23 protein-coding genes are annotated in these 24,978 nt (G+C 63.0%); 19 read left to right on the top strand and 4 right to left on the bottom strand.

Going from position 1 to position 24,978, the window contains the following annotated elements; all coding sequences use genetic code 11:
- Nucleotide 1 precedes the first annotated feature (1 nt).
- Both murB and HT585_RS10185 read left to right on the top strand, forming a co-directional pair.
- Nucleotides 2-976: a UDP-N-acetylmuramate dehydrogenase gene (gene murB / locus HT585_RS10190; protein WP_176352787.1), complete on the top strand. Its 975-nt coding sequence runs from the start codon at nt 2-4 to the stop codon at nt 974-976.
- Between the two features lie 149 nt (nt 977-1,125).
- Nucleotides 1,126-1,668 carry a hypothetical protein gene (locus HT585_RS10185; RefSeq protein ID WP_343213955.1) on the top strand — a complete coding sequence of 181 codons (543 nt, stop codon included), beginning with the start codon at nt 1,126-1,128 and terminating at the stop codon, nt 1,666-1,668.
- A gap of 162 nt (nt 1,669-1,830) precedes the next feature.
- Here HT585_RS10185 and HT585_RS10180 read toward each other — a convergent pair whose 3' ends face one another.
- Complete coding sequence (locus HT585_RS10180) at nt 1,831-3,141, bottom strand: MFS transporter (RefSeq protein WP_176352786.1); 1,311 nt, start codon at nt 3,139-3,141, stop codon at nt 1,831-1,833.
- Between the two features lie 324 nt (nt 3,142-3,465).
- On the opposite strand from HT585_RS10180, the gene aqpZ reads away from it, so the two are divergent.
- The 10 genes from aqpZ (at nt 3,466) to ligA (ending at nt 16,884) form a co-directional block, all read left to right on the top strand.
- Entirely contained in the window at nt 3,466-4,152 is a 687-nt protein-coding gene (aqpZ, locus tag HT585_RS10175; RefSeq protein ID WP_176352785.1) for an aquaporin Z, read from the top strand.
- Nucleotides 4,153-4,506: 354 nt separating this feature from the next.
- Nucleotides 4,507-5,433 (top strand): D-alanine--D-alanine ligase, encoded by a 927-nt coding sequence (locus HT585_RS10170; protein ID WP_176352784.1) that lies wholly within the window; start codon nt 4,507-4,509, stop codon nt 5,431-5,433.
- Nucleotides 5,434-5,465: 32 nt separating this feature from the next.
- Nucleotides 5,466-6,371 (top strand): cell division protein FtsQ, encoded by a 906-nt coding sequence (gene ftsQ, locus HT585_RS10165; RefSeq protein ID WP_234941881.1) that lies wholly within the window; start codon nt 5,466-5,468, stop codon nt 6,369-6,371.
- A complete protein-coding gene (gene ftsA, locus HT585_RS10160) occupies nt 6,368-7,699 on the top strand; it encodes a cell division protein FtsA (protein ID WP_173420600.1) in 1,332 nt (443 codons plus the stop codon). Before ftsQ ends, ftsA begins: the two co-directional genes overlap by 4 nt.
- A 105-nt stretch (nt 7,700-7,804) precedes the next feature.
- Nucleotides 7,805-9,574 carry a cell division protein FtsZ gene (ftsZ, locus tag HT585_RS10155; protein WP_176352782.1) on the top strand — a complete coding sequence of 590 codons (1,770 nt, stop codon included), beginning with the start codon at nt 7,805-7,807 and terminating at the stop codon, nt 9,572-9,574.
- A gap of 338 nt (nt 9,575-9,912) precedes the next feature.
- Complete coding sequence (gene lpxC, locus HT585_RS10150; protein ID WP_176352781.1) at nt 9,913-10,866, top strand: UDP-3-O-acyl-N-acetylglucosamine deacetylase; 954 nt, start codon at nt 9,913-9,915, stop codon at nt 10,864-10,866.
- 172 nt (nt 10,867-11,038) lie between these two features.
- The gene (locus tag HT585_RS10145) at nt 11,039-11,905 is read left to right on the top strand and encodes an outer membrane protein assembly factor BamD (RefSeq protein WP_176352780.1); all 867 of its coding nucleotides are present in this window, start codon (nt 11,039-11,041) and stop codon (nt 11,903-11,905) included.
- Nucleotides 11,906-11,925: 20 nt separating this feature from the next.
- Nucleotides 11,926-13,599 carry a DNA repair protein RecN gene (gene recN, locus HT585_RS10140; RefSeq protein ID WP_176352779.1) on the top strand — a complete coding sequence of 558 codons (1,674 nt, stop codon included), beginning with the start codon at nt 11,926-11,928 and terminating at the stop codon, nt 13,597-13,599.
- A gap of 87 nt (nt 13,600-13,686) precedes the next feature.
- A complete protein-coding gene (locus tag HT585_RS10135) occupies nt 13,687-14,649 on the top strand; it encodes a hypothetical protein (RefSeq protein ID WP_176352778.1) in 963 nt (320 codons plus the stop codon).
- Between the two features lie 81 nt (nt 14,650-14,730).
- A complete protein-coding gene (gene ligA, locus HT585_RS10130; RefSeq protein ID WP_176352777.1) occupies nt 14,731-16,884 on the top strand; it encodes an NAD-dependent DNA ligase LigA in 2,154 nt (717 codons plus the stop codon).
- Between the two features lie 88 nt (nt 16,885-16,972).
- On the opposite strand, the gene HT585_RS10125 is transcribed toward ligA, so the two are convergent.
- The 3 genes from HT585_RS10125 to HT585_RS10115 form a co-directional block, all read right to left on the bottom strand.
- Nucleotides 16,973-17,626, bottom strand: coding sequence for a CatB-related O-acetyltransferase (locus HT585_RS10125; RefSeq protein WP_176352776.1), 654 nt, complete (start codon nt 17,624-17,626; stop codon nt 16,973-16,975).
- A gap of 207 nt (nt 17,627-17,833) precedes the next feature.
- Nucleotides 17,834-18,241, bottom strand: coding sequence for a VOC family protein (locus tag HT585_RS10120; RefSeq protein WP_176352775.1), 408 nt, complete (start codon nt 18,239-18,241; stop codon nt 17,834-17,836).
- A 151-nt stretch (nt 18,242-18,392) separates the two neighbouring features.
- Nucleotides 18,393-19,322: a LysR family transcriptional regulator gene (locus HT585_RS10115; RefSeq protein WP_176352774.1), complete on the bottom strand. Its 930-nt coding sequence runs from the start codon at nt 19,320-19,322 to the stop codon at nt 18,393-18,395.
- A gap of 109 nt (nt 19,323-19,431) precedes the next feature.
- On the opposite strand from HT585_RS10115, the gene HT585_RS10110 reads away from it, so the two are divergent.
- The 7 genes from HT585_RS10110 (at nt 19,432) to HT585_RS10080 (ending at nt 24,951) form a co-directional block, all read left to right on the top strand.
- Entirely contained in the window at nt 19,432-20,184 is a 753-nt protein-coding gene (locus tag HT585_RS10110; RefSeq protein WP_176352773.1) for a 3-oxoacyl-ACP reductase family protein, read from the top strand.
- A 130-nt stretch (nt 20,185-20,314) separates the two neighbouring features.
- A complete protein-coding gene (locus HT585_RS10105; protein ID WP_176352772.1) occupies nt 20,315-20,914 on the top strand; it encodes an NADPH-dependent F420 reductase in 600 nt (199 codons plus the stop codon).
- Between the two features lie 237 nt (nt 20,915-21,151).
- Complete coding sequence (locus HT585_RS10100) at nt 21,152-21,538, top strand: VOC family protein (RefSeq protein ID WP_176352771.1); 387 nt, start codon at nt 21,152-21,154, stop codon at nt 21,536-21,538.
- Between the two features lie 246 nt (nt 21,539-21,784).
- The gene (gene panC / locus HT585_RS10095) at nt 21,785-22,660 is read left to right on the top strand and encodes a pantoate--beta-alanine ligase (protein WP_176352770.1); all 876 of its coding nucleotides are present in this window, start codon (nt 21,785-21,787) and stop codon (nt 22,658-22,660) included.
- A gap of 2 nt (nt 22,661-22,662) precedes the next feature.
- Nucleotides 22,663-23,484, top strand: coding sequence for a 3-methyl-2-oxobutanoate hydroxymethyltransferase (gene panB / locus HT585_RS10090; RefSeq protein WP_176352769.1), 822 nt, complete (start codon nt 22,663-22,665; stop codon nt 23,482-23,484).
- Between the two features lie 429 nt (nt 23,485-23,913).
- Complete coding sequence (locus HT585_RS10085) at nt 23,914-24,633, top strand: AzlC family ABC transporter permease (RefSeq protein WP_176352768.1); 720 nt, start codon at nt 23,914-23,916, stop codon at nt 24,631-24,633.
- A gap of 3 nt (nt 24,634-24,636) precedes the next feature.
- Nucleotides 24,637-24,951 (top strand): AzlD family protein, encoded by a 315-nt coding sequence (locus HT585_RS10080; RefSeq protein WP_077500059.1) that lies wholly within the window; start codon nt 24,637-24,639, stop codon nt 24,949-24,951.
- Nucleotides 24,952-24,978 lie beyond the last annotated feature (27 nt).

The raw sequence follows: 24,978 nt of genomic DNA, 5'->3' as shown, positions 1-24,978 counted from the left end.
TATGAAACAGGTCAACGGTCAGAAACTACTCGAAGCACTCGGAAGCGGGGTCAGCGCCGTTCGCGGTCGCATCACGCCCGACGCGCCGATGGATCGCGTGACCTGGTTCCGCGCCGGCGGTCTTGCCGAGCTGATGTTCCAGCCGCACGACACCGACGATCTCGTCACCTTCCTGAAACTGGTTCCGGCGGACGTGCCCGTCATGGTCATGGGCGTCGGCTCGAACCTGCTTGTTCGTGACGGCGGCATTCCCGGCGTGGTCATCCGGCTGTCGGCCAAGGGCTTCGGCGATCTCGAACTCGTCGGCGAGAACCGCATCAAGGCCGGCGCTATCTGCCCGGACAAGAACATCGCGGCGATGGCGCTCGATAACGGCATTGGCGGTTTCTACTTCTACTACGGCATTCCCGGCACGATCGGCGGCGCTTTGCGCATGAACGCCGGCGCCAACGGGGCTGAAACCCGCGAGCGCGTCGTCGAGGTGCATGCGGTCGATCGCCAGGGCAACGCGCACGTGCTGTCGAATGCCGACATGGGCTACGGCTATCGCCATTCCGCAGCGGCGAAGGACCTGATCTTCACGCACGCGATCTTCGAAGGTTATCCCGAGGACAAGAACAAGATCCGCACCGACATGGACGCCGTGCGCCAGCACCGCGAAACCGTGCAGCCGATCCGCGAAAAGACGGGGGGGTCGACCTTCAAGAATCCGGAAGGTCACTCTGCCTGGAAGCTGATCGACGAGGCGGGTTGCCGCGGCATGATGATCGGCGGCGCGCAGATGTCGCCGCTGCACTGCAACTTCATGATCAACACCGGACAGGCGACCGGCTACGAACTCGAATATCTCGGCGAGACCGTGCGCAACCGCGTGCTCGAACATTCCGGCGTTCGGCTCGAATGGGAGATCAAGCGCATCGGCACCTTCATGCCTGGCTACGAAATCAAGGAATTCCTCGGCCGCGGCATCGCCTGAGGCCGGTTGGGGATAGCCGAGAAGATGAGGCCGCAGCGGTGACGCTGCGGCTCTTTGTTTATCTGGTGAGCGGTAGAGCCGTACAACTCTGTTTCGTGGAAGAACGCTGATTCCCAGCTCAACAATGACGGTCCTGGAGGCAAGCCCGAGTGAGTCGCCTGCAAAAACTGCCTCGCGTGAGGTCATTCTTTTTCCACGTCGTGTTGGCCAGTTTCGGGCTCGTTTCGCCGGCCAAGGCCATGGATGAGGCGCGCCTGCGCGCTGCTGTGGCTTCGCTGGGCGACGGTGCTGAAGCGCAACGCCTCGAAGCCAAGGTTGCCGACTTCGTCAAATCGGGCGACCAGGCCGGGCTTACACAACTGGCCGAGCAGATCGAACTGAAGGATGGCGATTTCCTGGCCGGTCTGGATACGCTCCCCAATTTGCAGAAAATCGGGCTGTCTATGGGACCATGCCATCACGCCAACATCGCCATCAGGCTCATTGCGATGTTGATCTCCGACGGCACGCAACCCGTCATTCGAGGCGGCGTGATCATGATCGACGGCACGGAAATCGACAGCACTTTCGCTGAAACGATGCACCGCTGTGAACTGATTGCCCGGCTTCCCAAGCCGGCTCGGCAGATCGGCTCAAGCTGCGCAATGACCGGCGACTGCGGCGGCGATCCGGACCTCACAACACCACAGTGACGAAGATTGAGGTTTCCTGACGACGAAGTTGGAAACGCGCGCAGGTCAGGCCGACCGCCGGAGACCTCGCCGGCAGAGCCAGCCAAAAAGAAGGGCCGCAGCGGCGACGCTGAGGCCCTTCTTTTTGGTATCCCTGATGCGCCGAAGCGCAACGGGTCTGGCTCAGGCCGAGACTTCTTCCTCGGTCGACAGCACCAGGCACACCAGCGTGATCGCGGCGGCTGCCAGCAGGTAGTAGCCGACGTAATCGAGGCTGTAGTTGGTGGCAAGCCAGGTGGCGATATAGGGCGCCAGCGAGGCGCCGAAGATGCCGGCGAGGTTGAAGGTCATCGACGCGCCGGTATAGCGCACCGAGGTCGGGAACGGGGCGGCAAGTGCTGCGCCGATCGGACCATAGGTGAGCCCCATCAGGCCGAGGCCGAGGATGGAGAACAGGAAGGCGCCGCCAAGACCACCCGCCATGAGCGGGGCCATGACGAGGCCGAAGGCGCCGATGGCGATGGTGGTGACGATCAGCACCAGGCGGCGGCCGTAACGGTCCGACAGGATGCCCGAAACCGGGATCATCAGGCCGAAGAACACGACGCCGGTCATCTGCACCACGAGGAACTGCTCACGGGAATAGCCGAGCTTGGCCGTGCCCCAGGACAGCGAGAACACCGTCATCAGGTAGAACAGCACGAAGGTGGCGAGTGCCACGAAGGTGCCGAGCACGAGGCTGCGCTTGTGGAAGCGGAAGATTTGCGCGATCGGAACCTGGACGCGCTCGTGCTTGTCGATCGTCTTCTGGAATTCCGGCGTCTCGGTGATCTTCAGGCGCACGTAAAGCCCGACGATGACCAGCAGGATGCTGGCGACGAAGGGCACGCGCCATCCCCAGGCGAGGAAGGCCTCGTCGGTCATGACTTCGCCGAGGATGAGGAAGGTGCCGGCCGACAGGATGAAGCCGATCGGCGCGCCGAGCTGCGGGAACATGGCATACCATGTGCGCTTGCCTTCGGGCGCGTTCTCGGTTGCGAGCAGCACGGCGCCGCCCCATTCGCCGCCCAGGCCAAGACCCTGGCCGAAACGGCAAAGGGCAAGCAACAAGGGGGCTGCGACGCCGATCGACGCGTAGGTCGGCAACAGGCCGATGACGACGGTGGAAATGCCCATGGTCATCAGTGCTGCGACCAGCGTTACCTTGCGGCCGACCTTGTCGCCATAATGGCCGAAGATCACCGCGCCGAACGGGCGGGCGAAGAAGGCGATGGAGAAGGTGGCAAAGGATTGCAGCATCGCCGATGTCGGATCGGACGTCGGGAAGAAGAGGTGCGGGAAGACCAGCACGGCTGCGGTGGCGTAAACGTAGAAGTCGAAGAATTCGATGGTGGTGCCGACGAGGCTGGCGAACAGCACCCGGGCAGGGGAGTTCACTGCCGGCGTCTGCAACGCGCTATCCTTCGGCGACAGGGAGGGTGTCGCGTCTGTCATTGTTGTCGTTCCTGATATGGATTGTCATGCCGTCTTGGGAGGCGGTCGGCGCGTCTTAACGCAAGTTTCCGCACGTTGAAACCCTAAATTCGTAAGAAATGCGAACGAAACCGCGAGGTGGCGCAGCATTATTCCCTGGCTGCATGGCTTGCGCGGGCCACAAACGCCACTGCTGTCAAAAGAGGCAGATCAGCAAAGGCTCGACGTGCGATTTCGTGTTTAACTGGCGGTGAGATCCCTGTCGCAACCGGGGTTGACCGGAATCAAAATGTGGCAAACTCTGGGCACCTGAAGCGATCGGCTTCGTCTTTCAGGAGCGAATGCATGTTCAAGAAGCTTTCTGCGGAATTTCTCGGTACATTCTGGCTCGTTTTCGGCGGTTGCGGCAGTGCGGTGCTGGCGGCGGCGTTTCCGGCTGTCGGCATCGGCCTGCTCGGCGTCTCCTTCGCTTTTGGTCTGACCGTTCTTACCATGGCCTATGCCGTCGGCGGCATTTCCGGCGGTCATTTCAATCCGGCCGTTTCCGTCGGCCTGACGGTCGCCGGGAAGTTCCCCGCCTCCAGCCTCGTCGGCTACATCATCGCCCAGGTGCTGGGGGCGATCGTCGCTGCAGCGGTGCTCTACGTCATTGCCAGCGGTAAGGCGGACTTCCAGCTCGGCGGCTTTGCGGCCAATGGTTATGGCGAGCATTCGCCGGGAGGCTATTCGCTGACGGCGGCGCTGGTCATCGAAGTGGTGATGACCTTCTTCTTCCTGTTCATCATTCTGGGCGCCACACACGGCCGCGTGCCCTCGGGCTTTGCCCCGATCGCCATCGGCCTGGCGCTGACGCTGATCCACCTGGTGTCGATCCCCGTCACCAACACGTCGGTCAATCCGGCCCGCTCGACCGGACAGGCGCTGTTCGTCGGAGACTGGGCACTTTCGCAGCTTTGGCTCTTCTGGCTGGCGCCGATCGTCGGCGCGGCGATCGCCGGAATCGTCTGGAAGATCGTCGGGGAAGACGATTGATCGCTTCGGTGAGGACGGCTGATCGCCTCAGTGAAAATGAATAACCGATAAGCCGCAGAGGCGGCCAATCCGTGAGGCCCCGCACCAAATTGGAGCGGGGCCTTCATTTTTTAGCGGTTTGCGTGTCGCGTAAACAGGTCGCGCCAACGCGCTGATTTCGCGCCAGAAAGCGTTGTATTCGCAGTGTTTTCGATCGCCGCTGCCGATCGTTTCCCGACTAAGGTTAACAAAAGTAAACGGTTCATTAACTATAATGCCGTTCTAGTGCCCCCAATGGCCACCGGCGACTCGCGATGTCGGAACAAGCCAGACGCAAGCAAGCGCTGCGATAGTGGCGTATTTTCGGGGGTATGAATGAACGGCAAGCATGTAGCTGTCCTTATGGGCGGATTTTCTTCGGAGCGACCGGTTAGCCTGTCGTCCGGGGCTGCGTGCGCCGATGCTCTGGAAGCGGAAGGTTTCCGCGTTACGCGTGTAGACGTCGCGCGCGACGTCGCTTCGGTTCTGGCCGACCTGCGCCCGGATGTCGCCTTCAATGCGCTGCACGGCCCCTTCGGCGAGGACGGCACGATCCAGGGCATTCTCGAATATCTGGAAATTCCCTACACCCATTCCGGCGTGCTGGCTTCCGCACTCGCCATGGACAAAGCGCAGGCAAAGCACGTTGCGGCTGCGTCCGGTATCCCGGTTGCCGAAGCGCTGGTTATGGACCGTCGGGCTTTTGGGCCGACGCATCCGATGAAGCCGCCTTACGTCGTCAAGCCGGTCTGCGAAGGTTCGAGCTTCGGCGTCGTCATCGTCAAGGAAGATCAGTCGCACCCGCCGCAGGTCGTGACCTCCAGCGAGTGGCGCTATGGCGACCGAATCATGGTCGAGCGTTATGTCGCCGGCCGCGAACTCACCTGTGGCGTCATGGGCGACAAGGCGCTTGGCGTCACCGAAATCATCCCGCAGGGCCATGCCTTCTACGATTACGATTCCAAGTACGTAAAAGGTGGCTCGCAACACGTCATTCCGGCACAGATTTCACCAAATATTTACCAAAAAATACAAACACTCGCATTGAAGGCGCATCAGGCAATCGGTTGCCGCGGCGTCAGCCGATCCGACTTTCGCTTCGACGACCGTGGCTCCGATGAAGGCGAACTGATCTGGCTGGAAATCAACACCCAGCCCGGCATGACCCCGACCTCCCTGGTGCCTGAAATGGCTCAGCATGCGGGCCTGGGCTTTGGCGAGTTTCTGACTTGGATGGTGGAGGACGCTTCGTGCTTGCGGTAAGGGGCAAAAGGGGCAAGAGAGTTCGTGATCCGCTGGGCGCAGTTGCAGCCGAGGCGGATGGCGCGCGCGTTCTGCCGCGCCCGCTTCGCAAAGCCGTTCGCTTCCTGGTCAGTCTCGGCAGCGGCCGGGTCCGCTTTCCCGCCCACACCGGCACGATCGCCGCCATCGCCTTTTTTGCCGCCACCGGCTTTTACGGCATGTCGCTTGGCGGCCACACGCAGAACGTCGCGCAGGCATCGACGACAGCGGCCGGCTTTGCCATCGAAGACGTTCGCGTCTCCGGCAACGAGCAGACCTCCGAGATCGACATCCTGCAGCAGTTGGGCCTTGACGGTACGACGTCGCTGGTGGCGCTCGACATCATCGAAGCGCGCAAGCTGATCGCCGAACTGCCCTGGGTTCAGGGCGTGACCGTCCGCAAGGTCTATCCCAGCACGATCGAAGTGACGCTCACCGAGCGCAAGGCCTTCGGTATCTGGCAGCACGGCTCCGACCTGTCGCTGATCGAGCGGAGCGGCAGCGCGATTGCGCCGCTGCGCGACAACAAGTTTGCGGCCCTGCCGCTGTTCGTCGGCCGTGATGCCGAGACGGCTGCGGCCGATTTCTACGACGAGTTTTCCCGCTGGCCGGAAATCCGCTCGCGGGTGAAGGCCTTCGTGCGCGTTGCCGGCCGTCGCTGGGACCTGCGTCTCGACAACGGCATCGTCGTCAAGCTGCCGGAGCATGATGTCGCCCGCGCGATGCAGGTTCTGTCCGATATGGAAAGCCAGCATCAGCTGCTCGAACGCGACATCGCAGCCGTCGATCTCAGGCTGGAAGATCGAACCACAGTTCAATTGACGCCGGGTGCGGTCAGCCGGCGCGAAGTTGCCTTGAAGGCGAGGGACAAGATGTTGAAGGCGCAGGAGACGGAGAAGAAGAAAGAGGGGCGGATATGAGTTTGTTCGGTTCCTCCAGCTTTGGCCTGCCGCGCCTGAAGCCGCTTTCCTCGAAGCGGTCTCATGTCGTCTCGGTGCTGGATATCGGCTCGACCAAGATCGTGTGCATGATCGGCCGGCTGACGCCGCGCGCCGAGAGCCAGATCCTGCCGAACCGCACGCATAGCGTCGAGATCATCGGCATCGGTCACCAAAAATCCCGCGGCGTGAAGAACGGCGTCGTCGCCGATCTCGATGCGGTCGAAAGCGTCGTGCGTCTCGCCGTCGATGCGGCCGAGCGCATGGCCGGCCTGACGATCGACAGCCTGATCGTCAACATTTCCGCCGGCCGTCTGCAGAGCGACGTCTATACCGCGACCATCGACCTCGGTGGCCAGGAAGTGGATGCAAGCGATCTGAAGCGGGTGCTCTCGGCTGCCGGACAGCAGTCGCTGCGCTCCGACCGCGCCATCCTGCATTCGTTGCCGACCGGCTTCTCGCTCGACGGCGAGCGCGGCATCCGCGATCCGCTTGCCATGTTCGGCGACGTCCTCGGCGTCGACATGCATGTGCTGACCGCCGAGCGGGCCGCACTGAAGAATCTCGAACTTTGCGTCAACCGAGCGCATCTCTCGGTCGAAGGCATCGTTGCGACGCCCTATGCCAGCGGTCTGGCGGCTCTCGTCGACGATGAAGTCGAACTCGGCTGCGCCGCGATCGACATGGGTGGCGGCACGACGACGATCTCGGTCTTTGCCGACGGCAAGCTGGTTCATGCCGATGCGGTCAACCTTGGCGGCCACCATGTGACGACGGATCTCGCGCGCGGTCTTTCGACCCGCATCGAAGACGCCGAGCGGCTGAAGGTCGTGCACGGCTCGGCGCTGCCCAACAGCGCCGACGAACGCGACATCGTCTCGGTCCCGCCGATCGGCGAGGACGACCGCGATCAGCCGACCCACGTGCCGCGCGCGCTCGTGTCGCGGATCGTGCGCGCCCGCATCGAGGAAACGCTGGAACTCATCCGCGATCGCATCCAGCGCTCGGGCTTCAGCCCGATCGTCGGCAAGCGCATCGTTCTGACCGGTGGCGCCAGCCAGCTGACCGGCCTGCCGGAAGCGGCACGCCGTATCCTGGCACGCAACGTTCGCATCGGCCGTCCGCTCGGGGTTTCCGGGCTGCCGGCGGCTGCCAAGGGACCGGCGTTCTCCACGGCCGTCGGTCTGATGATCTATCCGCAGGTCGCCGACCTCGAAACACATGCGACCCATGGCGGCATGTTTTCGTCGATCGGCAACGGCAACGGCCGCATCGCCCGCATGGGCCAGTGGCTGAAGGAAAGTTTTTGAGTGGTGCCGGCACCGAACAGGGACGGCGCCGGTGAAGACAAAGTTGGAATTTCAAGGATTTGGTCGGCTCGGCAAGGCGGCCAGAAAACAGAAGGAACGGGTACTATGACTATCAACTTGCAGAAGCCGGATATCACGGAGCTGAAGCCCCGCATCACCGTCTTTGGTGTTGGCGGCGGCGGCGGCAATGCAGTCAACAACATGATTACCGCGGGTCTTGAGGGCGTCGACTTCGTCGTTGCCAACACCGACGCGCAGGCACTGACCATGACCAAGGCAGAACGGGTCATCCAGATGGGTGTCGCCGTGACCGAGGGTCTCGGCGCAGGCTCGCAGCCGGAAGTCGGCCGCGCGGCTGCCGAAGAGTGCATCGACGAGATCATCGATCACCTGCAGGGCACCCACATGTGCTTCGTCACCGCCGGCATGGGCGGCGGCACCGGTACCGGTGCAGCCCCGATCGTCGCGCAGGCCGCACGCAACAAGGGCATCCTGACCGTCGGCGTCGTTACCAAACCCTTCCACTTCGAAGGCCAGCGCCGCATGCGGCTCGCCGACCAGGGCATTGCCGAACTGCAGAAGTCGGTCGACACTCTGATCGTCATCCCGAACCAGAACCTCTTCCGCATCGCCAATGACCGCACGACGTTTGCGGACGCGTTCGCGATGGCCGACCAGGTACTCTATTCGGGCGTTGCCTGCATCACCGACCTCATGGTCAAGGAAGGCCTCATCAACCTCGACTTCGCCGACGTCCGCTCGGTGATGCGTGAAATGGGCCGCGCCATGATGGGCACCGGCGAAGCCTCGGGCGAGGGCCGCGCAATGGCCGCCGCCGAAGCCGCGATCGCAAACCCGCTGCTCGACGAAACCTCGATGAAGGGCGCGCAGGGCCTCTTGATCTCGATCACCGGCGGTCGCGACCTGACGCTGTTTGAACTCGACGAAGCAGCGACCCGCATCCGCGAAGAAGTCGATCCGGACGCCAACATCATCCTCGGCGCGACGTTCGACGAAGAACTCGAAGGCCTGATCCGCGTATCGGTCGTTGCGACCGGTATCGATCGCACCGCCGCGGAGGTGGCCGGTCGTTCGGCTGACTTTCGTTCGGTAGCAGCCCAGAAGCCGATCATCCGCCCGTCCGCAGCCATTCCGGCCCAGCAGCCGGCCGTTGCCCACCACCAGCCCGCTCCGGTTCAGCAGCCGGTTGCCCAGCCGGTGCAGCAGCAGAGCTCCGTCGACCAGATCGCGCTTGCGATCCGCGAAGCGGAAATGGAACGCGAACTCGACATCGCGACCCGTGCCGCCACCCAGGCACCAGCGCCGATGCAGCAGGCTCACGACGACTTCCGTCCCCAGAGCAAACTTTTTGCCGGTGCTGCACCGGTAGAAGCCGCTCCGGTCATGCGCCAGCCGGCTCCGGTCCAGCGTCCGGTCGAAATGCCGGTTCACGCACAGGTCCAGCCGCAGCCGGTTCAGCGCCAGGAGCCGATCGCTCCGGTCATCCGCCAGCAGGCCGAGCCGGTTCGCATGCCGAAGGTCGAAGACTTTCCGCCCGTCGTAAAGGCCGAGATGGACCAGCGCGCCCAGCCGGCGCCGCAGATGCAGGAAGAGCGCGGTCCGATGGGCCTCTTGAACCGCATCACCAGCTCGCTCGGCCTGCGCGAAAAGGAAAGCCACAGCGTTTCCGCCGACATGACCGCCGGTGCGCCGGCCGCCGCTTCGCAGCAGCGCCGTCCGCTGTCGCCAGAAGCCAGCCTCTATGCGCCGCGTCGCGGCCAGCTTGACGATCACGGTCGCGCCGCACCGCAGGCGCGCTCGCACGAAGATGATCAGCTCGAGATCCCGGCGTTCCTGCGCCGTCAATCGAACTGATTTTGAAGGCCCGTTCCTTCACCTTGCCGAGTGCCCGGGCTAACGCCCGGGCATTTTTGCATTTCGTTCCTTGTTTCAATAGGTTGCCTGGCGCCGTCCGCCCGTTGCAAATGCGTAACAAAGCGAAACGAACAGTGATTTGGAATGGTGCCTCAGAACCTCTATTTTCAGACTCGGAATTGGGGATGCATGCGATTCGATCACGCGCTGTCTGTTCGAAACGCAGAGTTCCGGCCTTTGTGCCGAAACTCTCGGGCGCCTTTCTTGTGCCCTGAAAACCGCTGCATCCGCCTGATGTTTGGGCCTTCGGGCCATAAGTATTGAAAGTGACGACGAGAATGGGAATCGAACTGCTCGGGTTTCAGACCACGATCGCCAGCCCGGTAACGCTCAAGGGAATTGGCGTTCATTCCGGCGCAGAGGTGGAAATCACCTTCCATCCGGCCGAAGCCGATGCGGGCATCGTTTTCCAGCGCGTTCTCGCCAACGGTCGTCTGAGCGAGTTCAAGGCGGTATCATCGCAGGTCGGCAATACCGATCTCTGCACCGTTCTCGGCATGTCGCCGTCCACCTCGATCGCGACGATCGAGCATGTGATGGCCGCCATCTACGCGCTCGGCCTCGACAACCTCACCATCGAGGTTCACGGCGCCGAGATGCCGATCATGGACGGCAGTTCCGAACCCTTCATCGACGCGATCGAGCAGGTCGGCGTCCGCGCGCTTGCGGTCAAGCGTCGCTACATCCGCGTGATCAAGCCGGTCAGAATCGAATCGGGTGCGTCCTGGTCGGAGTTCACGCCCTATGACGGCATGCGCTTCGAAGTCGAGATCGATTTCGATTGCCCGCTGATCGGCCGCCAGGCCTGGAAGGGCGACATGACGCCTTCGGTGTTCAAGCGCGAACTGTCGCGCGCCCGCACCTTCGGCTTCATGCGCGACGTCGAGCGCCTCTGGGCGGCCGGCTACGCGCTGGGCTCTTCGCTGGAAAATTCCGTCGTGATTTCCGACGACAATTCGGTCATCAACGTCGAAGGCCTTCGCTACACCGACGAATTCGTGCGCCACAAGACGCTCGACGCCGTTGGCGATCTGTCGCTTGCCGGCGCGCCGTTCATCGGCTGCTACCGTTCCTACCGCGGCGGTCACAAGATGAACGCAAATGCGCTCAAGGCTCTGCTTAGTGATCCCTCGGCCTACGAGGTCGTCGAAACCGCCACGCCACGCCAGCGCACCCGTGCGCGCGACATGGTTGCGGTTGCAGTTCCGGGCTTCGCGCCCTGGTCCGCATAACAACAAAAGGACACTCTCCTCCAGTCGCCGGCCGAAAGGCCGGCATTTTCATGTCGGCGCCGCCACAAATTTGCATGAATCACCGATCATGACGTTGCGGTCTTGAGGCAACTTGCTCTAAAAGCGCATGTCTGGCGGGGTCCATGCCCGCAGAATGGAACGGGAATATCCGATGGTTCTTGCAGTTTCTGTTGATTTGAAGAAGTCAGCGCGTGTGTTCGCCGTGGTTGTCGCGGCCGTTGCCGGCAGCGCCCTGATTACCGCCTGCCAGAACGATCCCGATATCGACATCACCAAGCTGACGGCCGAGACCGATCCGCCGGAAGTGCTGTACAACCAGGGTCTTGCCAACCTCAATGCCGGCAAGACCGGTGAGGCGGCGCGCAAGTTCGAAGCGCTCGACAGGCAGCACCCGTTCTCCGAATACGCCCGCAAGGCGCTGGTGATGAACGCTTTCGTTTCCTACCGCAACGGTCAGTACCAGGAGGCGATCAACGCCACCGGTCGCTACCTCAACCTTTATCCGCAGTCCGAAGATGCTGCCTATGCGCAGTACATCCAGGGTCTTGCCTATACCAAGCAGATCCCGGCCGTGACGCAGGATCAGAAGCCGGCCTTGAAGGCGATCGAGGCGATGCAGGCCGTCGTCGACAAGTATCCGGACTCGCAATATGTCGAGGATGCGCAGTCGAAGATCCGCTTTGCCCGCGACCAGCTCGCCGGCAAGGAAATGCAGGTCGGCCGCTACTATCTCGAGCGCAAGGAATACCTCGCCGCCGTGTCGCGCTTCCGCACCGTCGTCGAGCAGTATCCCAATACCAACCAGGTCGAGGAAGCTCTGGCCCGTCTGGTCGAATCCTACTACGCCATGGGCGTGACCTCCGAAGCGCAGACCGCTGCCGCCGTTCTCGGACACAACTATCCTGACAGCCAGTGGTATAATGATTCGTTCAAGCTGCTGCAGTCGGGTGGTCTCGAACCGCGCGAAAGCGGAGGTTCCTGGATTGCGCGCGCAGGCAAGAAGCTGATCGGCGCCTGATACGGAAGATTTGACCCCGGATGCTCGCCCAGATTTCGATCCGCGATATCGTCCTGATTGAACGGCTTGATCTGGCGTTCGAGGCCGGACTGTCCGTGCTGACCGGTGAGACCGGCGCGGGGAAATCCATCCTTCTCGACAGCCTGTCGCTGGCCCTTGGCGGGCGCGGCGACGGTTCGCTCGTGCGCCACGGCTCCGACAAGGGGCAGGTGACGGCCGTCTTCGACGTGCCGATGGGGCACTCGGCGCGGCTGATGCTGCGCGACAACGGCATCGACGACGACGGCGACCTGATCTTCCGTCGGGTGCAATCGGCCGATGGCCGCACCAAGGCGTTCGTCAATGACCAGCCGGTCAGCGTGCAGCTGATGCGGCAGCTCGGCCAGACTCTGGTCGAAATCCACGGACAGCATGACGATCGGGCGCTGGTCGATATCGACGCCCACCGAACGCTGCTCGATGCCTTCGGCGGCACGGCCGATGAGGCCGAGCAGGTCTCCGGTCTCTATCGTGCATGGAAGGACGCCGAACGCGGGCTGAAGAAGCACCGCGAGCGCGTCGAGGCCGCAGCCCGCGAGGCCGACTATCTGCGCGCCTCGGTCGAAGAACTGGAAAAGCTCAGCCCGCGCGATGGCGAAGAGGATGAGCTGGCCGAAAAGCGCGCCCGGATGATGAAGTCCGAGCGCATTGCGGGCGACATCAACGAAGCCTCCGAATTCCTGAACGGCAACGGTTCGCCGGTTCCGCTGATTGCCTCGCTCGTGCGCCGGCTCGAGCGCAAGAGCCATGAGGCGCCCGGCCTGCTTGAAGAAACCGTCGAGCTGCTCGACGGGGCGCTCAACCAGCTTTCCGACGCGCAGATGGCTGTCGAGCGGGCGTTGCGCAACACCGAATTCGACCCGAAGGAACTGGAGCGGGTGGAGGAGCGCCTGTTTGCGCTTCGTGGCGCCAGCCGCAAATATTCCGTGCCGGTCTCCGAGCTTCCAGCGCTGGCCGTGCGGATGATTTCCGATCTCGCCGACCTCGACGCCGGCGAAGAGAAACTGAAACAGCTGGATGCGCAGGTCGCCGCCGCACGCACGGCCTTCGACGCTGCTGCCCGCACCTTGTCCGTCAAGCGACAGAATACCGCGTCGGCGTTGTCTGATGCTGTCATGGCCGAGTTGCCGGCGCTGAAGCTCGAGCGTGCCCGCTTCATGGTCGAAGTGCAGAGTGATCCAGGCCAGCCGACCGCAGACGGCATCGATCTCGTCGAGTTCCATGTCCAGACCAACCCGGGCACCCGGCCGGGGCCGATCATGAAGGTGGCGTCTGGCGGCGAGCTCTCGCGCTTCCTGCTGGCGCTGAAGGTGGCGCTTGCCGACCGCGGCTCGGCGCCGACACTCGTCTTCGACGAAATCGATACCGGCGTCGGTGGCGCCGTGGCTGATGCCATCGGCCAGCGGCTGAAGCGGCTTTCCGGCACGGTGCAGGTGCTTTCCGTCACCCACGCACCGCAGGTGGCCGCACGCGCGGCAACGCACCTCCTGATCTCCAAGGGGCCGTCGAGCGAGAAGGCCGAGATGATCTCGACCCGGGTCGCCCGCATGGACGACAAGGCCCGCACGGAAGAAATCGCCCGCATGCTTGCCGGCGCCTCGATCACCGAAGAGGCGAGGGCGGCGGCCGCAAGGTTGCTGTCCGGCAACGGTTAGGACCTCCTACGCCTTCTCGCCAAGTTGCCGGGCCCTCCGCGTCCGTGTTTTTATTCGTCTTTGGCGGATTAGCGGGCGGCATAGGGCATGTGGGAGAGACTACAGCAGCGGCTTCAGCTTCGGCTGGAGCAGATGCGCAAGCATCCAGAACTGATCGTGATCTATTCGCTCGCCTTCGTCGGTTACATCCTGACGATAAAGGAAGCGGACAAGCAGCTTGGAGCGCTTGGTATCCTGACAGTGGTCGGCGCGACCGCGGTCCTTCCTTTTGTGGTCGCGCGGCTTTCAGGTCTGCGCAGCGTCGAACTCCCAGAGGAAAGCGACGGCTGGATCGAGTCGCCCGGCCTTCTGCGTTCCAGCATGGAGGACGAGCGTCCGTATCTGGTTCGTATCCCGCCTTCGACCGCAGTTGCCTATGATGTGATCCGCAAGGCGCAGGATGTCTTCCAGAGCGACGCGATCGACCCGGAAGAGGATATGAAGGCCTTCTTCTCCGATCCCTACAGCCTGATCTGCCTGCAGGACTCGGACGACCATATCTTCGGTTTCACCGACTACTACGTCTTCGAGAAGAACCATTTCAAGCTGTTCCTGCAAGGCGACTACGGATTCGACGATCTGCTTGCCAATGGGCTCCTCGCCCATCCGAAGGCGCGCAAGGCCAAGGTGGTCTATCTCGCCACCATCCTCAATCTGAGCTACCTGCTTGATTCCATGCGCAGCGAACGCCGACGGCAAAACGGCATTCTCGTCTGGGCGACGGTGTCTGCGATCCTGGAGTACCAGGAGTTTCCGCCTGAAGGTATCGACCTCTACGGCATCGGCTGGGACAAGGGCGGCGCCGCCATCCTGAAGATGTTCGGGCTGGAGCCGGTCGGTCGCGTCATGCGGGGCCTTGCCGAAGGCAAATGGATCTACACTCGGCGCGGCATTCACCGGCAGGATCTGGAGGTGATACGCGCCCGCTATCAGAAGCGATACGAACGCTGGTGCGAACTGGAGATCCGCCGCTGCGCCGATGTCGCGCCAGGTGTCGTTTCCGCCGGATGATCAGGGGAGCTTGCTCGCGGTCGCTCTTTTCTTTCCCGGCAGTTGCTCTAAAAAACGACTCCCAATCCGGAGTCGTCGCGCATGTCCAGTGAACTGAAACCCGTCGAGAACCTCAACGAAACGGAAGCCGCCGAGGAACTGGCCTTTCTCGCCACCGAGCTTGCCCGTCACGATGCGCTCTATCACGGCAACGACGCGCCGGAGATCACGGACGCGGATTATGACGCGCTGAAGCGGCGCAACGATGCGATCGAGGCGCGGTTCCCGGCACTCATTCGCGAGGACAGCCCGTCGAAGAAAGTGGGGGCGACACCTTCGGTCACCTTCCAACCGGTCGTTCATGCCCGGCCGATGCTGTCGCTCGACAACACGTTTTCCGACGAGGACGCGCGTGATTTCGTCGCTTCAGTCTACCGATTCCTCGGCCAACTGCCGGACAATTCGATCGCCTTTACCGCCGAGCCGAAGATCGACGGCCTGTCGATGTCGCTTCGCTACGAGAACCGCCGGCTGGTGACGGCCGCGACCCGCGGCGACGGCACGACAGGGGAAAACGTCACCGCCAATATCCGCACCATCGGCATGATCCCGCCGACGCTGCCATCAGGCGCACCCGATATCGTCGAGGTGCGCGGCGAAATCTACATGGGCAAGTCGGACTTTGCCGCCCTCAACGCCGAGATGGCAGCACTCGGCAAGCCGCTTTACGTCAATCCGCGCAACACCGCTTCCGGGTCGCTGCGCCAGCTCGACGCCAAGGTGACGGCCAGCCGCAAGCTGCGCTTCTTTGCCTATGCCTGGGGCGAGATGTCGGAAATGCCCGCCGATACCCAGTTCGGCATGGTGGAAGCGTTCAAGGCCTGGGGTTTCCCGGTCAACCCGCTGATGCAGCGGATCTCGTCTGCCGACGAGTTGCTGGCGCACTACCACCATATCGAGCGTGAACGGCCGGATCTCGATTACGATATCGACGGCGTGGTCTACAAGGTCGACCGGCTCGACCTGCAGGCTAGGCTAGGCTTCCGCTCGCGCTCGCCGCGCTGGGCGACGGCGCACAAGTTCCCGGCCGAGCAGGCGTTTACGCGGCTGACGGCCATCGACATCCAGGTGGGGCGCACCGGCGCGCTGACGCCGGTGGCGCGCCTCGAGCCGATCACCGTCGGCGGCGTCGTCGTCACCAACGCCACGCTGCACAACGAGGATTACATCAAGGGCCTCGGCAATTCAGGCGAGCCGATCCGCGAGGGCCGCGACATCCGCATCGGCGACATGGTGATCGTCCAGCGCGCCGGCGATGTCATCCCGCAAATCGTCGACGTGGTGATGGACGAGCGCAAGGAGGGCAGCGAGCCCTATCGCTTCCCGACCACATGCCCGGTCTGCGGCAGCCATGCAGTGCGCGACATCAACGAGAAGTCCGGCAAGGTCGACGCCGTGCGCCGCTGCACCGGCGGCTTCGTCTGCCGGGCGCAGGCGGTCGAGCATCTCAAGCACTTCGTCTCTCGCAATGCCTACGACATCGAGGGTCTCGGTTCCAAGCAGATCGAGTTCTTCTTCGAAAGCGAGGATCCGACGCTGTCGATCCGCACGGCGGCCGACATCTTCACGCTGGAGAAACGCCAGGAGGCGTCGCTGACGAAGCTCGAGAACATCGACGGCTTCGGTCGCGTCAGCGTGCGCAAGCTCTATGATGCGATCAACACGCGGCGCTCGATCGCGCTCAACCGCTTCATCTACGCGCTCGGCATCCGCCATGTCGGCGAGACCACGGCCAAGCTGCTGGCGCGCTCCTACGGCACCTACGAGGCTTTCGGCGCGGCCATGAGCGAGGCCGGCACCTTTGCCGGCGATGCCTGGAACGAGCTCAACAGCATCGACGGCATCGGCGAAGTGGTCGCACGCGCCATCGTCGAGTTCTACAAGGAGCCACGCAATCTGGAAGTGGTGACGCGGCTGCTTGCCGAAGTCACGCCCGAAGACGCGGAAAAGCCGGTTGCAAGCGACAGCCCGGTCGCCGGAAAGACCGTCGTCTTCACCGGTTCGCTCGAAAAGATGACGCGCGACGAGGCCAAGGCCAAGGCGGAAAGCCTCGGCGCCAAGGTGGCAGGATCGGTGTCGAAGAAGACCGACATCGTCGTCGCAGGCCCGGGGGCGGGCTCCAAGCTCGACAAGGCACGCGAGCTTGGTGTGCAGACGATGGACGAGGACGAGTGGCTGGCGCTGATCGCGGGCTAGAGCATTTCCAGGAAAAGTGCGAAGCGGTTTTCCGTCAAGACATGCGTAAAAAAGAATTCCCGCGATCAGGCGCGATCGGCAGGCGTGGTTACGCCTGCTCTCTATCGTAGGCTTCGGATGCGGCTTTCAACGCGGCAATGTCGTCGGCGCAGATGAAGCGCCGTAGCGCGTCGAATTTCGACTTCTCCCATTGGTAGATGCCGAGGCCGAGCAAAGTCTCGATGTCGGCGTCGGGGAAGCGCTGGCGAACCGGGCGGGCTGGATTGCCGGCAACGATGGAATAGGGCGCCACGTCCTTGGTGACGATTGCGCCCGACGCGACGACCGCACCTTCACCCAGCGTGACGCCCGGCATGATCATGGCGCGCAGGCCGATCCAGGCGCCGTCGCCGATCACGGTGTCGCCCTTGCCGATATAGGCCTCGCCGATCACGTCGAGGAAGGGGTAGAGGCTCACCCAATCGGTGCGGTGGGTGTGGTTGCCGCCCATCAGGATCACCGCCTCGGCACCAATTGCGACATAGTCGCCGATGCGCAGCTGGTCGATCGGCCATTGCGGCTCCCAGGCCTTCAGGCTGTAGTCGTCGCCATAGAGGTAGCGCACGACGCTCTCTTCGAAGGAACCGGTCCAGGCATTGCTGTAGTAGCTGTTGGTGCCGCGCACATGGATGTTCGGGTTGCGCACGGTCTCGTGCAAAAGCTCGACCTTGGACCAATGCTTGGCCTCGACATTCGTGGACATGGGGTTTCCTTATTCTGCAGGCTTGCAAGCTGTGGCTATCGTTCGCTTGCCGTTCGTATCCGCTCTCCAACTATCGGATTTCCTGCGCAATTTCTTGCATAATGGGCCGCCAAGCGACGGCTTCGGCCGGGTGCTGCGGCCATTCGGTCACACAAAAACGCCCGCCGCTTTTGGCGGCGGGCGCAGGTCAAGGGGCATCGCGTGGGATCAGGAGGCCTGCTGCTGGGCCGCCATGTCCATCCACATGTATTCCCAGACGTGGCCGTCGAGATCCTGGAAACTGATGCCGTACATGAAGCCGTAGTCGATGGCCGGCTTCCAGGGCTTGGCGCCTGCGGCGAGCGCCTTGGCGAGAAGGTCGTCGCATTCGGCACGGCTTGAGGCCGACAGCGCCGTGATGACTTCGGTGCCCTTTGACGTGTCGCTGATCTCGCCGGTGATGAAGTTGCGGAACTTCGGTTCGGTCAAAAGCATGACGAAAATATTGTCCGAGATCACCGTGCAGGCGGCCGTGTCGTCGGAGAACTGCTCGTTGAAGGTATAGCCGAGTGCCGCGAAAAAGGTCCGCGACGCCTTCAGGTCCTTGACGGGCAGGTTCACAAAAATCATGCGCATGGAATGCTCCTCATAAGGGATTTTCTTGGTTGGACATCTCTAGGACGTATGGCGGGACACGCAGCCGACAGCCGGTCAGACATTTTTTTGAGGGATGCGATGTGTCCCTCGTGATGTGGTGTGCAATTAGGGGTTTTCAAGAATCTGCGGCTCACCCGAGGCTGCCGGCAAACCGCTCGGCAAGCCGGTGGCGCTTGAAATGCTCGGCGACGAAATCGACGAAGACACGGGTCTTTGCCGGCAGCAGCGTCCGGCTGCCAAAGTAGATCGAGATCGGACCGGCATCGGCATACCATTTCGGCGCCAGCCGCACGAGGGCGCCGCTTTCGAGATGGGCGAGCACATCGGGCACGGCAATCAGCGTGACGCCGAGGCCGAGCAGGGCCGCCCGGCACATGGCGCTCGGGTCGTTGAGGACGATGGTTTCGCGCGGCATCGCGCTCATCTCCTCGCCGCTCGCGTTGCGCATCGTCCAGTGGCGGATGCGGCCGGTGCGGGTGGCGCGCATGACGATGCCGTCGAGGTTGGCGAGGCCGGAGGGGGCAACGGGCAGGGAGCGGTCCTTCAGGTAGGCGGGCGAGGCGACGGCGATGATATGCACCGGCGCGATTGGCCGCGAGATGATGCCGGCCGAAAGCTCGAAACCGCCGCCGATCGCCGCGTCGAAACCTTCGGCCACCAGATCCACCTGCCGGTTGTCGAATTGCCAGTCGAGGCGAACGGCCGGATAGGCCTCAAGAAACGCCGGCACCAACGGCAGGATGTGGTCCATCCCGAAGGTGGGACTGAGGCTGACCTTGAGCAGGCCAGCCGGCGCGCCGCCTTCACCGGCCATGCCGGCGATCGCGCTTTGCAGGCCCTCGAGATTGTCGCGGATGGCTGAGAGGAAGCGCTCGCCTTCCTCGGTTAGCGTTAGTTTGCGGGTAGACCGATGAAACAGCCGCACGCCGAGGTTCCGCTCCAACATCGCGACGTTGCGGCTGACCGCAGCCGGCGTCAGCCCCAGTTTTCGCGCAGCACCCGAAAAGCCGCCGAGTTCGGCGCTGCGCACGAAGGATTCGAGATTGGCGAGCGTTTCCATGGTTATATATTCAAGTAATCGTTGAAGATTATAAAAGCCATTAGCGGCTTATATTAGCGGAATGAAATGGCAATATCCACTCCATCGAAACATTGAAGGAGTTGATGTCATGACCGAGAATAAAAAGCCCCTCGAAGGCAAGGTGGCCTTGGTGACCGGTGGTTCGCGCTCGATCGGCGCCGCCGTCGCAAAGCGCCTCGCAACCGACGGTGCGGCGGTCGCCATTACCTATCACGGCTCGCCGGACAAGGCGGCCGCGGTGGTCGAGGCAATTGAGGCTGCGGGCGGCCGCGCCGTCGCCATCAGGGCGGATGCCGGCGATGCCGGTGCGGTGCGTGTTGCCGTCAACGAGACTGCGGAGACGCTGGGCACTGTCGATATCCTCGTCAACAATGCCGGCATTGCGCTTGGCGGGCCGATCGACGAGATCACCGACGCCGACTACAACCGCATGATCGCCGTCAACGTCACCGGCGTCTTCGTCGCCACCCAGGAAGCGGTGCGCAAGATGAAGCCGGGCGGTCGCGTCATTCATATCGGCTCGTCGATGGTGCGTTACGCCGCCTTTCCGACCGCCTCGCTCTATACGCTGACCAAGGGTGCGGTTGCCGGTTTCAACCGCAGCCTGGTGCGCGATCTCGGCCCGCGCGGCATCACCGTCAACACGGTGCATCCCGGCCCCACGGACACCGACATGAACCCGGACGGCGGCCCTGTCTCCAAGATCGTCGGCCCCGGCATGGCGATCGGCCGCTATGGCAAGCCGGAGGAGATCGCCAGCGTCGTCTCTTACCTCGCCAGCCCGGAGGCGGCCTTCGTCACCGGCGCGGATATCGTTGCCGACGGCGGCTTTACCGCCTGAGCGGTCCACATCGACGAGAAGCGGGTGCGCCGACCGGCGCTCCGTCAACACGCCCCAACACGCATCAGCGTCGCTGCAGCCCCAAGAGATCGGCTGCTTCCATGATCGGCGCGCAACAAGGAGAATACTCATGTCCATCGGTATCATCGGATCCGGCAATATCGGTTCGGCCTTCGCCCGGGCGCTGGCCAAAGCATCGATCCCCGCAACCATCGCCAACAGCCGCGGGCCGGAAAGCCTGAAAGAGCTCACAGGCGAACTCGCGCCCTTCATCACCGCCGGCACGCGTGAGGAGGCGGCAAGCGCCGATATCGTGCTGGTTGCCGTCAACTGGTCGAAGCTGCCGACGGCACTTGCCGGACTGCCCAACTGGAACGGCCGCATCGTCATCGACGCGAACAACCCTATCGAGGCGCCGCTGTTCAAGCCGGCCGAGCTTAACGGCCGACTGTCGAGCGAGATCTTCGCCGACCTCGTGCCCGGTGCCCGCGTCGTCAAGGCGTTCAATCACCTGTTCGCGCAACTGGTGGAGAGCGATCCAAAGGCAGAGGGCGGCAGCCGCGTGCTCTTTTTCTCCGGTGACGACGAGGGCGCCAAGGCCGAGGTCGCACGGCTGATCGACCGCCTCGGCTTCTTCGGCATCGACTTGGGATCGCTGGCAGTTGGGGCCAAGCTCGCACAGTTCCCGGGTGGTCCGCTGCCGGCGCTGAACCTCGTCATGTTCGGCTAAGGCGCGCCGGAGCCGATCTCTGCCAATCCCGCAGATGTGCCGCGCCGATTGCATTCGGCGCGGCACATTGATCTTTGCCGATCGGTTGCGCAGTCCTTCAGATCAACAGTTTCCGGCGGGTCGGTTATCGGTTGCCCCGCGAATGTTTCTGACGGATGTTCCGTGGTCTCCGGAGCCTGCTCAGGGGGCTGCGAGATATGAGGATCAAGGCCGCGGGCCTGTGACATGAGGAATATCATGCGCTTGAACCAGGTAACGGTGACCATGCCCGATCTCGATGCCGGGTGGGAATTCTATCGGAAACTCGGCCTGAAGCCGATCGTCGACGCAAGGCCGCATTACGTGCGTTTTGTCTGTCCGGATGGCGGCAGTTCGTTTTCGCTGCATCAGGGAGAGGCGGGCGGCGGAGGGACCACCGTCTATTTCGAGTGCGATGATCTGGATCTGACCGTCAGCCGGCTGATCGAGGCCGGCATCCTGTTTGCCAGCAGTCCCGCCGACAAGAACTGGCTCTGGCGGGAAGCCGAAGTGTTTGATCCCGCCGGCAACCGCATCGTTCTCTATTTCGCCGGAGCCAACAGGCTCGATCCGCCTTGGCGGGTACCAGCGTCCGCGGCGAAGTGAGCCTGCGCGTGCCAAGGGGCTCAAGTCCATAGGAGCGGTGCCGCACTCTCGCACCTGTGCGATGCGTCGCCGATAACCGGGTTGTTCCCATTTGCAGCGGCACCATTTCCGTTTGTCTTTTTGCGCTGCACAAGATAGAGGTTTGCAGCCAAATTTTGTGCAATTGCCTTTTTGCGGAGCGGGCCAAGCGCCAGATGCCGCGGGGCGGGGCGCGATCGGCGCCTTCGCGGATTGGAGGGTCCGGATTTGAAGACCATCACCACCATTGCCGAGCTGCGCGCAGCCCTTTCCGAGCACCGCCGTGCGGGCAGGACGGTCGGGCTCGTGCCGACCATGGGCTATCTTCATGTCGGCCATATTGAACTTATGCGACGCGCGCGTGAAGATAACGACGTTGTCGTTGCCAGCATCTTCGTCAATCCGCTGCAGTTCGGCCCCAACGAAGACCTCAGCAAATATCCGCGCGATCTCGCCCGCGACCAGGCGATGCTGGAGGAGGGCGGCGTCGACTTCCTGTTTTCGCCTGACGTGTCCGACATGTATCCACGCCCGATGGAAACGGTCGTCGACGTGCCGAAGCTCGGTTCCGAGCTCGAAGGCTCGGTCCGCCCTGGCCATTTCGCCGGCGTTTCCACCGTCGTCACCAAGCTGTTCAACATCGTGCAGCCGGACCGTGCCTATTTCGGCGAGAAGGATTTCCAGCAGTTGCAGATCATTCGCCGCATGGTCGAAGATCTCGCTCAGCCGGTTTCCGTCATCGGCGTGCCGACGGTGCGCGAGGCCGACGGGCTCGCCTGTTCGTCGCGCAACGTCTATCTGACGGCGGAAGAACGCCAGGCGGCGGCCATCGTGCCGAAGGCGCTCGCCGAGGCCGAGCGATTGGTGGCGTCCGGCATCACCGACGCTGCCGAAGTGGAAAAGGCGGTTACCGCATTTCTCTCGACCGAGCCGCTCGCCCGGCCCGAAGTCGTGGCGCTGCGCGACCCCGACACGCTCGAAACCATTCACGAGGTCGGCGACAAGCCCGTCCTCCTGTTGCTCTTCGTCCGCTTCGGCACGACGAAGCTGCTCGATAACCGCGTGATTGCCTCCAAATCCGCACGTTTTGCAAAGGTTGCCTGAGAATGAGCGTACAATCCACCAAACGCCGCCTGAGCCCCGCCAGCATCGAAGCCCTGAAGGGCGAACGCCCGATCGTCAGCCTGACGGCCTATACGACGCCGATCGCCCGGCTGCTCGATCCGCATGTCGATTTCCTGCTGGTGGGCGATTCGCTCGGCATGGTCCTCTACGGTCTCGACACCACCGTCGGCGTCACGCTCGACATGATGATCGCCCATGGCCAGGCGGTCATGCGCGGTTCGGAACGCTCCTGCATCGTCATCGACCTGCCGTTCGGCTCCTATCAGGAATCGAAGGAACAGGCCTTCCGCAGTGCCGCCCGCATCCTGAAGGAAACCGGCTGTAGCGGGGTGAAGCTCGAAGGTGGCGCCGAGATGGCCGAGACCGTCGATTTCCTCGTCAGCCGCGGCATTCCGGTCCTCGGCCATGTCGGCCTGATGCCGCAGCTCGTCAACACCACCGGCGGCTATCGCTCGGTCGGTCGCAACGAGAAGGAAGTGGCGAAGATCCGCCGCGACGCGAAGGCGATCGACGATGCCGGTGCGTTTGCAATCGTCGTTGAAGGCACCGTCGAGCCGGTTGCCCGCGAAATCACCGGCGAATTGCGCTCGCCGACCATCGGCATCGGCGCGTCGCCGGCCTGCGATGGCCAGATCCTCGTCTCCGACGACATGCTGGGCCTCTTCAACGACTTCAAGCCGCGCTTCGTCAAACATTTCGCCGAGCTGGCTCCCGCGATTTCCAAGGCGGCCGAGGAATATGCGGCCGAGGTGAAGGCGCGCAGCTTCCCGGGCATCGAGCATACTTTCCAGGTCAAGCGCTAAGGCGTTCCGCCTTCACGCGACTTGGCCGCGCCGACTGAAGGCACGGCGCTTGTGACTTGGGGGTGCAGGCCCATGCGGCCTGCGCTCATCCCACCGGGGGTATCTCCGGAAGGGGCTCGGATTGACCTGGCGACTGTCGGGAAAATGGATATCGGCGGTGACGAATCGCCCGCGCTTGCCGGCCTCGTGCGCATTTCATTCAAGCCTGCGGCAGCCAGGCATCATAAAATTCAATCATTGTATAAGCGCAATTGAATTGTTGGGCAGGGGCGAAGCGCCTATCTGTCCGGCACAGGACGACAGCCGTGCACGCCTTGAGGCGCGCGACGACCGTTACATCAAGTTTGAAATGCTGCATGTCGCCTTGATCGAGCTCGATCGAAGGCCGCATGCCGCGGGCGCCAAGACCCGGCGCCGCGGGAGGAACCCATGAGAAAAGACGAATTCTGGGAGGGCGTGCGCGGCGGCTTCCCGATCATGCTGGCTGCTTCGCCGTTCGGTGCGCTGTTTGGCGCGCTTGCGGTCGACAACGGTTTTACCATCGCCGATACCGTGTTCATGAGCGCGACGGTTTATGCCGGCGCCAGCCAGATGGTCGGCATCGAGCTGTTCGGCAACCATGTCCAGCCCTGGCTGGTGGTGCTTTCGGTCTTTGCGGTCAACTTCCGGCACGTGCTCTATTCCGCCTCGATCGCCAAATACATCCGGCATTTCACGCCCATCCAGAAGTTTTTCGCCTTCTTCCTGCTGGTCGACCCGCAATATGCCGAAACGGAAAAGCGCGGCGAGCGCGGGCTGCCGGTGACCTTTCCCTGGTATCTCGGCTTCGGGCTGGTGATCTATTTCCCGTGGATCTTCAACACGTTGCTCGGCGCGATCTTCGGCCAGATGATCGGTGACCCCAAGGCGATCGGCCTCGACGTGCTCTTGCCGATCTATTTCCTTGGCCTCGTCATGGGGTTCCGCAAGCGCGACCGCTTCCTGCCGATCGTCGCCGTTTCGGCCATCGCATCCGTTGCCGGCATGCATTTCGTCGGCTCGCCCTGGCATGTCAGCATCGGGGCGCTGGCGGGCGTGCTGCTCGCCGCCTGCCTGCCGCCGACCGGGACCGTGGCGGCACCGCCCGTCGCCATCGAGAAGGAGGCCTGAGCCATGGATCCGCAACACCTCAACCTCATCTACCTCATCATCGCGGCTGCCGTTGCCACCTTCGTCACCCGCATCGGCGGCTATGTGCTGATCACCCAGATGAAGCAGATCCCACCGCGGCTGGAGGCGGCGCTGAACGCCGTGCCGGCGGCAGTCTTGACGACGCTGGTGGCGCCTGCCTTCGTCTATGGCGGCTTCGACGTCGCGGTCTCGATGTTCGTCGCCTTCGCCATCGCGCTCGGCCTCAACCTTTCCACCCTGCGCATGCTGGTCATCGGCTGGGTGGTGGTGATGCTGCTGCGTCATCTCGTGCTGTAGGCGGGCAATTCCGCATCCAAAACGAAA

The sequence above is a fragment of the Ensifer oleiphilus genome, from assembly GCF_013371465.1.
Classification (GTDB): domain Bacteria; phylum Pseudomonadota; class Alphaproteobacteria; order Rhizobiales; family Rhizobiaceae; genus Ensifer; species Ensifer oleiphilus.
The sequence above is the reverse complement of the archived record's forward strand: the minus strand, read 5'-3'. Positions and strand labels throughout refer to the sequence as shown.